14 protein-coding genes are annotated in these 13267 nt (G+C 63.7%); 12 read left to right on the top strand and 2 right to left on the bottom strand.

All coding sequences use genetic code 11. The annotated features are described in order from the left end of the window. Positions 1-57: 57 nt before the first annotated feature. From atpB to AC1DBN_RS03345, 11 genes are all read left to right on the top strand, one after another. Positions 58-858 (top strand): F0F1 ATP synthase subunit A, encoded by an 801-nt coding sequence (atpB, locus tag AC1DBN_RS03395; RefSeq protein WP_056085165.1) that lies wholly within the window; start codon positions 58-60, stop codon positions 856-858. A gap of 95 nt (positions 859-953) precedes the next feature. Continuing rightward, positions 954-1172: an ATP synthase F0 subunit C gene (gene atpE / locus AC1DBN_RS03390; RefSeq protein ID WP_011775261.1), complete on the top strand. Its 219-nt coding sequence runs from the start codon at positions 954-956 to the stop codon at positions 1170-1172. Between the two features lie 51 nt (positions 1173-1223). Then, positions 1224-1778 (top strand): F0F1 ATP synthase subunit B, encoded by a 555-nt coding sequence (locus tag AC1DBN_RS03385; protein ID WP_015937520.1) that lies wholly within the window; start codon positions 1224-1226, stop codon positions 1776-1778. Next, on the top strand, positions 1778-2605 hold the full coding sequence (locus AC1DBN_RS03380) for a F0F1 ATP synthase subunit delta (protein ID WP_091721151.1): 828 nt from the start codon (positions 1778-1780) through the stop codon (positions 2603-2605). The genes AC1DBN_RS03385 and AC1DBN_RS03380 overlap by 1 nt, the downstream gene beginning before the upstream one ends. Before the next feature lie 77 nt (positions 2606-2682). Continuing rightward, complete coding sequence (gene atpA / locus AC1DBN_RS03375) at positions 2683-4320, top strand: F0F1 ATP synthase subunit alpha (protein WP_091721148.1); 1638 nt, start codon at positions 2683-2685, stop codon at positions 4318-4320. Positions 4321-4393: 73 nt separating this feature from the next. Next, positions 4394-5284 (top strand): F0F1 ATP synthase subunit gamma, encoded by an 891-nt coding sequence (locus AC1DBN_RS03370; RefSeq protein ID WP_091721145.1) that lies wholly within the window; start codon positions 4394-4396, stop codon positions 5282-5284. An 83-nt stretch (positions 5285-5367) separates the two neighbouring features. Further along, positions 5368-6822 carry a F0F1 ATP synthase subunit beta gene (gene atpD / locus AC1DBN_RS03365; protein WP_091721143.1) on the top strand — a complete coding sequence of 485 codons (1455 nt, stop codon included), beginning with the start codon at positions 5368-5370 and terminating at the stop codon, positions 6820-6822. Between the two features lies 1 nt (position 6823). Next, a complete protein-coding gene (locus tag AC1DBN_RS03360; RefSeq protein ID WP_091721140.1) occupies positions 6824-7108 on the top strand; it encodes a F0F1 ATP synthase subunit epsilon in 285 nt (94 codons plus the stop codon). A gap of 10 nt (positions 7109-7118) precedes the next feature. Next, on the top strand, positions 7119-7550 hold the full coding sequence (locus AC1DBN_RS03355; RefSeq protein WP_091721137.1) for a DUF2550 domain-containing protein: 432 nt from the start codon (positions 7119-7121) through the stop codon (positions 7548-7550). Positions 7551-7554: 4 nt separating this feature from the next. Beyond that, the gene (locus AC1DBN_RS03350; protein WP_091721134.1) at positions 7555-8865 is read left to right on the top strand and encodes an alpha/beta hydrolase; all 1311 of its coding nucleotides are present in this window, start codon (positions 7555-7557) and stop codon (positions 8863-8865) included. After that, positions 8862-11396, top strand: coding sequence for a bifunctional lysylphosphatidylglycerol flippase/synthetase MprF (locus tag AC1DBN_RS03345; protein WP_091724028.1), 2535 nt, complete (start codon positions 8862-8864; stop codon positions 11394-11396). Before AC1DBN_RS03350 ends, AC1DBN_RS03345 begins: the two co-directional genes overlap by 4 nt. Positions 11397-11551: 155 nt before the next feature. Here the strand turns inward: AC1DBN_RS03345 and AC1DBN_RS03340 are convergent, their stop codons facing one another. Both AC1DBN_RS03340 and nucS read right to left on the bottom strand, forming a co-directional pair. Next, positions 11552-11755 (bottom strand): cold-shock protein, encoded by a 204-nt coding sequence (locus AC1DBN_RS03340; RefSeq protein WP_011692441.1) that lies wholly within the window; start codon positions 11753-11755, stop codon positions 11552-11554. 296 nt (positions 11756-12051) lie between these two features. Then, the gene (gene nucS / locus AC1DBN_RS03335) at positions 12052-12747 is read right to left on the bottom strand and encodes an endonuclease NucS (protein WP_091724026.1); all 696 of its coding nucleotides are present in this window, start codon (positions 12745-12747) and stop codon (positions 12052-12054) included. A gap of 115 nt (positions 12748-12862) precedes the next feature. Between nucS and AC1DBN_RS03330 the strand changes: the two genes are divergently transcribed. After that, positions 12863-13216, top strand: a complete 354-nt coding sequence (locus AC1DBN_RS03330) for a hypothetical protein (protein WP_015937510.1) — start codon at positions 12863-12865, stop codon at positions 13214-13216. Positions 13217-13267: the final 51 nt, after the last annotated feature.

The raw sequence follows: 13267 nt of genomic DNA, 5'->3' as shown, positions 1-13267 counted from the left end.
CAAGGCCCCTGCTCCCCGCCCAACGCCCAATGATGGACACTGCAGAGAGGAAACGCGTTGATCGCGCTTGCGCTCCCGGCCCAAGATTCAGGAGAGTTTACACCTCCTGGTATTAACGAAATGCATTTGCCGGCAATCCTGCCGTGGGGTGCCGCAGAAGGATTCTCCAAGCAGATGCTGCTGGTCCTCCTCTCTGTCGTCTTTATCGCCGTCTTCTTCGTGCTGGCTGCACGCAAGCAGCAGCTGGTACCCGGTAAGCTCCAGTTCGCCGGCGAGGCCGCCTACGGCTTCGTCCGCAACGGCATCGCCAAGGACATCATCGGCGGCCGCGACTTTATCAAGTACGTGCCCCTGCTGTTCAGCCTGTTCTTCTTCATCCTGGTGAACAACATCTACGGCGCCATCCCGGTCATCCAGCTCCCCACGTTCTCGCACGTCGGCGGAGCATACGTCCTGGCCGGCATCGTCTACTTCACCTGGATCGCCATCGGCGTCAAGAAGAACGGCCTTCGCTACTTCAAGCTGGCCACCGTTCCGTCGGGTGTTCCCTGGTTCATCCTGCCGATCGTCATCCCGATCGAGATCATCTCCAACTTCGTCGTCCGGCCCGTGACGCACAGCCTCCGTCTGTTCGCCACCATGCTGGCCGGCCACCTCATCGTGATGATCGCCGGTTCCGGCATCGAATACCTGGTCATGCAGGAAAGCATCCTCCTGAAGGGCACCTCTGTCCTGGTGCTCGCCGGTGCGATCGCCATGTACATGCTTGAGGCCCTGATCATGGTCCTGCAGGCGTACGTCTTTACCCTGCTGACGGCGATCTACATCGAAGGCGCCCTGCACGCCGACAGCCACTAGGCGCCCTGCCGACAGGCACACACAAATCTTCCCCTCACGGGGATGAAGCAACCCAAACAACCTGCCACATGGGTGGCATCTTGAAAGGAAGAAAAATGGAAGGCACAATCAACGGCTCCCTCAACCTCATCGGCTATGGCCTCTCGGCCATCGGCGGTGGTATCGGTGTGGGTCTCGTGTTCGCCGCTTACATCAACGGTGTGGCACGTCAGCCGGAGGCTCAGCGTGTGCTGCAGCCGATCGCATTCCTTGGTCTGGCACTGACCGAAGCCCTCGCCATCCTTGGTCTCGTCTTCGCTTTCGTCCTTTCCTAGTCCTGGCGCGAAGCGAACATTCAGAACCGAGTAGATAAGGACGGGTGAAATATGAATCAGCTGATCATCTCAGCCGCCACTGAAGGCGAAAAGGTTAACCCCCTCGTTCCCAACCTTTGGGAAATGGGCGTTGTCCTGGTTGGCTTCGCGATTCTCATGTTCATCGTGGTCAAGTTTGTTGTCCCGATGTTCGAGAAGACCTTTGCCGAGCGAGCCGAAGCCATCGAAGGTGGCATTGCCAAGGCTGAAAAAGCCCAGGCTGAGGCGTCTGCTGCACTCGAAGAGTACAAGCAGCAGCTGACCGACGCCCGCACCGAAGCAAACCGCATTCGTGAGGAAGCACGCGCCGAAGGTGCGCAGATCCTCGCGGACCTCAAGGAGAAGGCTGCTGCCGAGTCTGCCCGCATCACTGCGCAGGCACACGCACAGATCGAATCCGAGCGCCAGGCGGCCGTTGTGTCCCTGCGCTCTGAGGTTGGCACCCTGGCCACCACCCTTGCCGGCCGCATCGTGGGCGAATCGCTCAACGACGACGACCGCTCAGCACGGGTTGTGGACCGGTTCCTGGCAGATCTGGAGACCCAGAGCGCAGGTGCAGCTAAGTAATGGCAGGCGTATCGAGCGAATCGCTGGCAACAGCACTGGCCGCGCTGGAAGTAAAGCTTCCCACCGCATCGTTGCAGCTGGCTAAGGAACTCTTCGGAATTCTGGGAATGGTGGACAGCTCGGCTGGCTTGCGCCGCGCCCTGACTGACCCGTCCCGTAACGGTGACGAAAAGTCGGCGCTGGTCAGGCAGCTGGTTGGCGGAAAAGTCTCCGCTGATGCTGCAGAGGTCGCGGGCGGATTGGCCAGTTCACGCTGGGCATCTGCTCGGGACATCGGCGATGCACTCGAGACTCTTGCCGCAACGGTGGTCATTTCCGTTGCTGAAAACAAGTCGGCCGTTTCTGCCTCCGGCATCACTGGCCTGGAAGAACTGGAGAACGACCTGTTCTCCTTCAACCAGGCCGTGGCGTCCAGCCACGAGGTACAACGTGCTCTGTCCGAACCACAGGCCAGCGGGGCAGCCAAGGCTGCCCTTGCCGAAAAGCTGGTGCCCGGTGTCAGTGAGGAAGCAAAAGTCCTCATTACCCAGGCAGTCACCCAGCCCCGCGGCATCAAGGCGACGCGCCTGGTGGAACGGTTCGCCGAGTTGGCGGCCAAGCGGCAGCAGCGCTGGATTGCAACGGTCAGCGTGACCCGTCCCCTGACGTCGACGCAGCTGTCCCGCCTCCAGGCGGGCCTGAACGCGCTGTACGGACGGGAACTGAAGGTCAACATCAACGTTGATCCGGCACTCATTGGCGGCATCCGCGTCCAGGTGGGTGACGAAGTGCTCGACGCTTCGGTCATCAGCCGCCTGGGCGAGCTGCAACGCCAGCTGGCCGGCTAGCCGGACAAGCACAACCAAACTGATAGAAACCCCGGTCACCTGACGGTGATCACAAAACAGGAGAGCAGGGACTGCAGATGGCCGAATTGACCATCAACGCCGACGACGTCCGTAATGCGCTGAACGAGTTCGCGGCGTCCTACGAACCCGGAAACGCAGAACGCGTAGAGGTCGGCCGCGTAACCACCGCTAGTGACGGCATCGCCCGTGTTGAGGGCCTTCCCTCGGTCATGGCGAACGAGCTGCTGCGCTTCGAGGACGGCACGCTGGGCCTCGCCCAGAACCTTGACGTCCGCGAAATCGGCGTCATCATCCTCGGCGACTTCACCGGTATCGAAGAAGGCCAGGAAGTCCACCGCACCGGACAGGTTCTGTCCGTGCCCGTGGGCGACGCCTTCCTCGGCCGCGTAGTCGACCCGTTGGGCGTGCCCATCGACGACCTCGGCGAGATCAAGGCTGAAGCCACCCGTGCCCTGGAGCTCCAGGCTCCCGGCGTGACGCAGCGCAAGTCGGTTCACGAGCCGATGCAGACCGGTCTCAAGGCCATCGACGCCATGATTCCGATCGGACGCGGCCAGCGTCAGCTGATCATTGGTGACCGCCAGACCGGCAAGTCGGCCATTGCGATCGACACCATCATCAACCAGAAGGCCAACTGGGCTTCCGGCGATGTGACCAAGCAGGTCCGCTGCATCTACGTGGCGATCGGCCAGAAGGCATCCACTATTGCCGCTGTCCGCCAGACCCTCGAGGACAACGGCGCGCTCGAGTACACCACCATCGTGGCGTCTCCCGCATCCGACCCCGCCGGCTTCAAGTACCTGGCACCGTACGCAGGTTCCGCGATCGGCCAGCACTGGATGTACGGCGGCAAGCACGTCCTCATCGTGTTTGATGACCTGTCCAAGCAGGCTGAAGCCTACCGCGCCGTGTCCCTGCTGCTCCGCCGCCCGCCGGGACGCGAAGCCTACCCGGGTGACGTCTTCTACTTGCACTCCCGTCTCCTGGAGCGTTGTGCAAAGCTCTCCGACGAGCTCGGTGCCGGTTCCATGACGGGCCTGCCGCTGATCGAGACCAAGGCGAACGACGTGTCCGCCTACATCCCGACCAACGTCATCTCCATCACCGACGGCCAGATCTTCCTGCAGTCGGACCTCTTCAACGCCAACCAGCGTCCCGCAGTCGACGTGGGCGTTTCGGTGTCCCGCGTTGGCGGTGCAGCGCAGGTGAAGTCCATGAAGAAGGTCTCCGGCACGTTGAAGCTGGAACTCGCCCAGTACCGCGACATGCAGGCGTTCGCTATGTTTGCCTCGGACCTGGACGCCGCGTCACGCCAGCAGCTCACCCGTGGAGCCCGCCTGATGGAACTGCTCAAGCAGGGCCAGTACTCACCGTTCCCGGTTGAGGACCAGGTTGTCTCCATCTGGGCAGGCACCAACGGCCACCTGGATGACGTTCCGGTTGAGGATGTGAACCGGTTCGAAACCGAGTTCCTGGAGCACCTCAAGCACAAGTCCTCCATCCTCACCACGCTGGCGCAGACCAACGTGATGGACGATGACACCGCAGCAGCTCTGAAGTCCTCCATCATCGACTTCAAGAAGGGCTTCTTCGGCGAAGGCGACAACCACTTGGTGGGCGCAGGCCACGAGGCACATGACGCCATCTCCGAGGGCGAAGTCGACCAGGAAAAGATCGTCAAGCAGAAGCGCTAGTTCCGATGGCCGGGTGTGCCGGGCCCGCAGGGTCCGGCACACCCGGTTTACGGAATGTTAGGAAAGGATAAGTATGGGAGCCCAGATCCGGGTCTACCGCCAGAAGATCAGCTCGACCACGTCGATGCGCAAGATCTTCAAGGCGATGGAACTGATCGCTACCTCGCGCATCGGGAAGGCCCGTGCGCGCGTAGCAGCTTCACTGCCTTACGCGAACGCGATCACGCGCGCCGTTTCTGCTGTCGCCAGCCAAAGCGAAATCGACCACCCGCTGGTCACTGAGCCGGAGCAGATCCGCCGTGCCGCCGTCCTGGTAATTACCTCGGACCGCGGCCTGGCAGGTTCGTACTCGGCCAGCGTCCTCAAGCAGGCGGAAGGTCTCAACGAGCTGCTCCACGCCGAAGGCAAGGAAGTCAAGACCTACCTCGTGGGACGTAAGTCCCAGGCTTACTTCGACTTCCGGAACCGCGAATATGCGCGGGTCTGGACCGGAGGAACCGACGCACCCGAATTCAGCACCGCGCGTGAAATCGGGGCCGCACTGCTGGCCGACTTTGCTGCGGACTTCGAAGACGGCGGCGTGGACGAAATCCATGTTGTCTACACACGCTTCAAGTCCATGGTCACCCAGGAGCCCACGGTCATCCGCCTGCTGCCGCTTGAGGTAGTGGAGGAAGAAGCCGCCTCCGAGTCGGAGCTTCTGCCGCTGTACGAGTTCGAGCCGGAGACCGAACAGGTCCTCGACGCGCTGCTGCCCCGCTACATCGAGTCACGCCTGTTTGCAGCAATGCTGCAGGCCGCCGCATCCGAACTGGCCGCACGCCAGCGCGCGATGAAGTCGGCAGGGGACAACGCCACCGATCTGATCAAGAAGTACACGCGTCTGCGCAACACGGCCCGCCAGGCCGAGATCACGCAGGAGCTCTCCGAGATTGTTGCCGGTGCCGACGCGCTTGCGTCCTAGCCTGCACTGACCCGGTTTCCGCGGAACCTGCACCACAACAGATAAACTTAACCCCACGCCATCTACTGAGTGAAGTGAGAGAGATGACTGCCACTGCTACCGAACACGTAGCCGCAACGTCCGGTGCCACCGGCCGCATTGCGCGCGTAATCGGCCCGGTTGTCGACGTCGAATTCCCGGCTGACGCAATCCCGTCCATCTATAACGCCCTCACCACCGAGATTACTCTCAACGGTGAGACCAAGACCATCACGTTCGAGACCTCCCAGCACCTGGGTGACAACCTCGTCCGCGCCATCTCCCTGCAGGCTACTGACGGACTGGTCCGCGGCACCTCAGTGGTGGACTCCGGCGCCCCGATTTCCGTCCCCGTTGGCGACGGCGTCAAGGGCCACATCTTCAACGTGCTGGGCCAGCCCCTGGACGTTACCGAGTCGGAACTGGACATCAGCGAACGCTGGCCGATCCACCGCAAGGCACCCAGCTTCGCTTCGCTCGAAGGCTCCACCGAGATGCTGGAAACCGGCATCAAGGTCATCGACCTTCTCACCCCGTACATCAAGGGTGGCAAGATCGGCCTGTTCGGCGGCGCCGGCGTGGGCAAGACTGTTCTGATCCAGGAAATGATCACCCGTGTTGCGCGCAACTTCGGTGGTACTTCCGTGTTCGCCGGTGTTGGCGAGCGTACCCGTGAGGGCAATGACCTCTGGGTTGAAATGGAAGAGGCAGGCGTCCTCAAGGACACAGCCCTTGTATTCGGCCAGATGGATGAGCCGCCGGGAACGCGCCTTCGCGTTGCACTGTCCGCACTGACCATGGCGGAGTACTTCCGCGATGTCCAGAACCAGGACGTGCTGCTGTTCATCGACAACATCTTCCGCTTCACGCAGGCAGGTTCCGAGGTTTCCACCCTGCTCGGCCGCATGCCGTCCGCCGTGGGCTACCAGCCCAACCTGGCCGACGAAATGGGTCTCCTGCAGGAACGCATTACCTCCACCAAGGGCCACTCCATCACCTCGATGCAGGCCATCTACGTTCCCGCAGATGACTACACCGACCCGGCCCCGGCCACCACGTTCGCGCACCTGGATGCCACCACGGAGCTTTCCCGTGAAATCGCATCCCGTGGCCTGTACCCGGCCGTGGATCCGCTGACCTCCACGTCGCGAATCCTGGACCCGCAGTACATCGGCAAGGATCACTACAACACGGCTGTCCGTGTGAAGCAGATCCTGCAGAAGAACAAGGAACTCCAGGACATCATCGCCATCCTCGGCGTTGACGAACTCTCCGAAGAGGACAAGATCGTCGTGTCGCGTGCACGCCGTATCCAGCAGTTCCTCTCGCAGAACACCTACACCGCCAAGCAGTTCACCGGCGTTGAGGGCTCCACGGTCTCTATCAAGGACACCGTCGAAGGCTTCACGGCGATCTGCGACGGCGAGCTCGACCACATTGCGGAGCAGGCGTTCTTCAACGTCGGCGGCCTCGATGACGTTGAGCGCCAGTGGGCCAAGATCCAGGAACAGACCAAGTAATATGGCTGAGCTTGAGGTTGAGATTGTCGCAGCGGACCACTTCGTGTGGTCCGGAGCGGCCACGATGGTCAAGGCCCGCACCAGCGATGGTGAGATCGGAATCCTGCCCGGCCACTCGCCCCTGCTGGCGATCCTGGCCGAAGGTGAACTCGCGATCCAGCCGGTGTCCGGGGACCGTATTTCGGTCGATGTTGACGGCGGGTTCTTCTCCGTCGACAACAACCGGGTAGTCATCGTTGCTGACAACGCCCAGCTTGGCGGCTCGGCTACCGCTGGGATCCGCTAGCACGACCTTGATGGACGCACCGGGTATTTCGTTCATCGCACTGGCAATCGCCTTTGGATTGCTGATTTTTGCACTGTGCCTTTCGGGGGTGCGCCGCTTCAACCTGCGGCGTGCCCTCGGCACGGTGGACGCCTCCATTTGCATGGCTGGAAACAGCTGGCAGATGGGGGTTTGTCGTTATCAGGACAACGACCTTGAGTGGTTCCGGCTGCTCTCGCTCAGTGTCCGCCCAAAACACAAGTTCAAGCGGCATTCCCTTGAACTCCTTGGCCGCCGCAAGCCCACCGAGGCCGAAGCCGTCAAGGTACAGCCCGACGTCGTCATCGTGGAACTTCGCTACGAGGGCCAGGACCTGCGGCTCGCCATGAAGTTCGATGCCTACACAGGCCTGTCGTCGTGGCTGGAAGCCGGGCCGGTCATCGGCATCGGCACCTGGCGTTAGACGCGTGGACTGGATCCTTGATGTCCGGCTGACCGACGGCCCCCTCTACTGGGCCTCGCTGATCCTGGGCCTCGCCGGCGCCGCGTTCCTCCTCATGCCACCGCCGCCCCACGGACCGGTGCGCTGGCTCTACCGGGTCATTGCCGCCGTTGCCGTGGCCTTTGCGCTGGTGGCCACCGTCCACTGGGCGCTGATTAACCTCTATTCCGTTTTCCCGGAAAACATCCCGGACCCGGTCCTTCTGTGGCTGGTGCCAGCTGTGGCCGCGGTACTCCTCTGGCTGTTCCTCCTGCCCCGCAACTCCTGGCGCCGCCGTGGCGGTGGCCTGGCTGCCGCACTGCTGGTGGTTGCCCTGTCCAGCGTGCAAATCAACGCCTACTTCGGCCTCAACCGTACGGTGAGCGACCTGATGGGGACCGCCCTTGCCCGCATTCCTGCCCTGGAACAGAACCTCGTCCGGCCGGCAGGAGCGCCCGACGGCGTGGCGCTGCAGGGCTGGCGTCCGCAAGGGGACATCCCGGACGGGGGAGTCCTGCGCAAGGCCGCCATTCCAGGCACCATCTCCGGCATGGATACCCGGGACGCCTTCATCTACCTTCCTCCGGCCTACTTTGCACAGAACCGTCCGGCGTTGCCCGTGTTGGTCCTCATTGCCGGCCAGCCCGGCGGTCCGGCCGACTGGCTGACCGGCGGAGCCCTCCGCGGCCACATGGACTCCTTTGCTGCCGCCCATGGCGGCGTGGCTCCCGTGGTGGTGGTCCCCGACGCAAACGGGTCGCAGAACGCCAACACCATGTGCATGGACAGCCAGATCGCCCACGCCGATACCTACCTGTCGCAGGATGTGCCGCGGTGGATCGGCTCCACCCTTGCCGTGGACACGGACCATTCGCACTGGGCGGTAGGGGGATTCTCCTTCGGCGGCACTTGCGCCATCCAGCTGGGAACCCGCCATCCTGACCTGTTTCCCGAGGTCCTGGCGTTCTCGGCAGAAGCCGAGCCCGCCATCGCCAAGGAACGCCAGAAGACCATCGACGCCGCCTTCCCGGGCGACCCCGAGGCGTTCCTGCGGCAGACGCCGCTGGCCATCATGGCGGACAAGCGTTTTGACGGCCATGGCCTGTACCTGACGGCCGGGCAGAACGATACTGAATTTGTGGGCTACCTCAGGACCCTGGCGGCCGCTGCCGGGGACGCCGGATTCACCGTACGCGCCTACGAGGTGGAGCACACCGGGCACTCGTGGGACACGTCGTCCCGGCGGTTTGGCGATGCCCTGCAGTTCCTCGCAGCCCAGTGGGGGACCGGCGGATGAGCGGCGGACAGGACACCCGGACCATGGCATTGGCTTGGGACACCGTGGTCCGGCCAACGCTGGGCAGGGCGGCGACGGGGCTGAAGGCCATGCCGTTCACGCTTGTGGTGCTCGCCGTGTTTGTGGGTACAGGCGCGGCTACGGACAGCTTCCTGGCCGGTCCGTCCGAGCAGCTGCTGGATGTTGCCGGCGTCAGCGGTCCCGGACTGCGTGAGGGGCGCTGGTGGTCGCTGTTCACCAGCCTCTTCTTCGCCACCAACCCCACTGCCTATGTGGTGGCCGCGCTGATGATCATTGTGCTGCTGGGCCTTGCCGAACGGAAACTCGGTTTCCGGAGTGCCGCTGCACTGTTCCTGGGCGGCCAGTTCGCGGCCGTCACGCTGTTCCTCCTGGTTACCCAGCTCGCGGCCTATGTGGGGGACGGGTGGCTCGACACCATGACCGACGTCATCCTGATCGGCCCCTACGCCCCGGTGCTCGCCGCAGGCATGGCAGGCAGCGCCCGGCTGCCGGTGCTCTGGCAGCGGCGCCTGCGGACGGCGGCACTTTCGATCTCGCTGCTGCTCGTCCTGTACGTGGGACATGCCGAGACGGTGATCGGCCTCCTTGGCGCGCTGCTGGGACTCCTGGTGGGCTGGTGGATCCAAGGCGACGAAGGCAGGCTCCACCGGCACCGCTCCACCGGACGGGAGGCCCGTAACCTGCTGGCCCTGATGGTGGCCGTGTTCGCCGTCGGGCCCATCCTCACCGGGATCACCCGGGCACCCACCGGGCCGCTGGCGCTGCTTCGGGACGTTGTCCTGAATCCGCTGCCCACGCTGGGCCAACTGGCGTTCAACTGCGGGGCCACTGTGGAAGCGTCCTGCCTTGAAGCGGGCAGGGCAGGTTTCGCCGGTCCGTTCGGCCTGGCACTGGCAGTGGTCCCGGTGGTCCTGCTGCTGATCTGCGCCGACGGGATGCGCCGGGGACGCAGGATGGCCTTGAACATTGCCCTGGCGATCCAGCTGGCTGTGACGGCCCTGGCCGCCGTGTACCTTGCACTGTTCGCCCTGGTTCCCTCCAGGCCGCAGGGCCCGCACGCGGCGCCCATGGGCTCCGCCTTTGCCCATGTGCTTCCGCTGGTGGTGGTTCCGCTGCTGCTGTCCGTCATCCTGTGGCTGAACCGGAGGCAATTCCGGGTGCAGACCCTGCCCACCGCCCGGCGCACGCTTGCCGTGCTGGTGGGCGGCTCCTGGGGGGTGCTGGCTGCCGCCTATGCCACCGCATGGTTCGCCTCTGGCGGGATGTCCCGCGACGGCGGTGTGCTGGGTCTGTTTGCCGAGCTGGCCCGGCAGTATGTACCGGTGCCGATTCCGCAGCATTTCCACCGGGTCTTCGCAGACCGGAACACGGTGGAGGCTGTCCTCTTCGCCTATTCCGGGCCCGTGTTTTGGCTTATTGCGCTGGCAGCCGTGTGGTGGGCGCTGCTGGGCGGAAACCACGGGCACGACTCCGGCCGGCAGGACCGGGCACGGGCGCGGACGCTGCTCCACCAGGGCGGCGGCCCGCTGTCCTGGATGGCCTTGTGGGAACCGAACGCATACTGGTTCAGCCCGGACGGCCAGGGAGCCATGGCCTACCAGCAGCACGGCAGTGTTGCCCTGACCCTCGGGTGTGCCATCGGCCCTGCCGGATCCCAGCTGGCCGTCACGGAGGGATTCCTCGCCCATTGCCGGCGCGAGGCGCTGATTCCGGCACTGTATTCCTGCGACGACTCGGTGTGGCCGGCCCTGCGTGAGCGCGGCTTCTCCCGGGTATCGGTGGCCCAGGAAACCCGGCTGGCCATCCGGGAGCTGGAATTCAAGGGCAAGGAGTGGCAGAACGTCCGGACGGCACTGAACCGGGCTGCCAAGTTGGGGGTGCATGCCGTCTGGGGTCCGTACAGCGGGTTGCCGGTAGCCTTGCGCACCCGGTTGAACGAAGTGTCCGAGGAATGGGCCGCCGGAAAGTCCGTACCGGAAATGGGCTTCACGCTTGGCAGCGTGGACGAGCTCGACGACGATGAGGTGCTGTGCTGCCTTGCCGTCGACGGTGAAGGCAGGGTCCACGGGTTCACCAGTTGGCTTCCCGTGTACGACGACGGCCGCCTCGTCAGCCGGACGCTGGACGTGATGCGCCGGGGCGCCGACGGTTTCCCCGGCGTGATGGAATTCCTGATCGCCTCCGCTGTCCTGGAACTGCGGGATTCCGTGGAGGTGATTTCGCTGTCCGGTTCACCGCTGGCGAATGACGGGGGAGCCGAGGACACCGCCCAAGGGGGAGCCAAGAACCTGGTCCGCATCCTTGACCTGGTGGGCCACGCGCTGGAACCCGTTTATGGATTCCGGTCGTTGGCGGCCTTCAAGTCCCGTTTCAAGCCCGAGTACCGGGCGTTGTACCTCTACTACCAGGACCCTCTTCAGTTGCCGGCCATCGGCCGTGCGCTCACCCGGGCCTACCTGCCTGGCCTGTCCCTGCCCCAGGGCGCCAGGCTGGTCCGGAATTTAGTCTGATAAGGATGCCGTTCGCTGCCGGATATCGCCCGGCCGGGGCCGCATAACGCAAAGGCTAAGGCTGGCCCAACAATGCGCCAGGCAAAAAGAATGGTCCCCGGCAATTATGCCAGGGACCATTCTTTGCTAATCAGGCTTAGCAGTCTGTCCGAAGACTAGACGAGCGTAACGCCGGTGGCCTGCGGGCCCTTGGCGCCCTGACCGATTTCGAACTGAACGCGCTGGTTCTCGTCGAGGGTCTTGAAGCCGCCGGTCTGGATCTCGGAGTAGTGGACGAAGACGTCGCCGTCGGAGTCGTCCGGGGTAATGAAGCCGAAGCCCTTTTCAGCGTTGAACCACTTCACAGTTCCCTGTGCCATTTATTTCTCCTCATTGTGGAACTTTCTTAAGATCGGCACACTTCGTACCGGCCTTGGTCACTCCGCGAGAAGAATCCTGAATAGCCGTCCGGAAAAGGAACTGGCCCTGCAGGAGCTTCGCGCTCGCAACATGTCTTGCGAGCATGAAAAACACCTACACAAAGACTGAGTTAAGAATTTCATGCCCGTTCCCGCAGGTCAACGCTTCGGCGGCGGAATCGGACAAATTTTAGGTAAAAACCGGGGTGCATGCCTTGTCGGGACACAATTGGCCAATGCCGAAAGGACAGGCGGCGTTAGAAGAGCCGGGATTCGCTGTCGTCGACACCGCGCATTGCGTCGTAATCGAGGGTCACGCAATCAATCCCGCGGTCGTTGGCGAGGACCTTGGCCTGCGGTTTGATCTGCTGGGCGGCGAAGATGCCGCGCACCGGTGCCAGCAGGGGATCGCGGTTCAACAGCTCAAGGTAGCGGGTGAGTTGCTCCACGCCGTCGATGTCCCCGCGCCGCTTGAGTTCGATGGCCACGGTTGCGCCGTCGCCGTCCCGGGCCAGGATGTCCACCGGACCGATGGCCGTGAAGTATTCGCGCCGGATCAGCGAATAGCCTGTTCCCAGCGTTTCGATCTGGTCGGCCAGGAGCCGCTGGAGGTCCGCCTCCACGCCGTCCTTGATCAGGCCCGGGTCCACGCCGAGGTCGTGGGAGGTTTCGCTGAGCTTTTCATGGATATTGATGATCAGCCGGTCATCCGTCTTCGCGGACTGGACCGTCCATTGCTCCGCGACTCCCAACTCCAGGTCAACGTCCTCCGGTGACGTAACACGGAGTGTGGCCGGCGGACTCATCCAGTTCAGGGGCTTGTACGAGCCACCGTCTGAATGCACAAGGACAGAGCCGTCCGCCTTGACCAGCAGGAGCCTGGTGGCGAGGGGGAGATGGGCTTTGAGCCGGCCAACATAATCAACGGAGCATCGGGCAATCACAAGTCGCACGCCGTACACACTACCGGGTGCCGGAGCGGGAATGACGACGGGGGCCGGCGGCAGTGCACCACTCTTCGCGGAGAGGCTGCAGTAGCGCCCCGTCCCGCTGGGGCAGAATGGATGCATGCCGCGCTCCAACCGTCCCCGCCGTCCCGTGTCCGGGAAGCCTGCGGCAACCGGGCGGGGAACCGGAAAAAAGGGGAACGGTGACGTTCCCGAACTGGACCTCGAACGGGCCCGGGCAGGCATCGCCCGCCGGGAAAGCGCCCCGGACGGGGAATGGATGGTCCGCAGCATGACAGCGCGTAACGCGGCGAAGACCTACATCTGCCCCGAATGTTCCACCGCCGTGCTGCCCGGGGTGGCACACCTGGTGGTCTGGAAGGACGACCACCTGTTCGGTGCCGCCGCCGGCCTCGCTGAACGCCGCCACTGGCACACGAACTGCTGGAATTCGCGCAGCTACAGGTACCGCTGACGCGGCACTGAACAGCTGGCGCGGAGGAGCCCGGGCCGTGGAGACCGCCCG

Source organism: Pseudarthrobacter sp. 10T415 (assembly GCF_056394175.1).
Note: the sequence above shows the minus strand (reverse complement) of the source record. Positions and strands in the feature narration are given on the sequence as shown.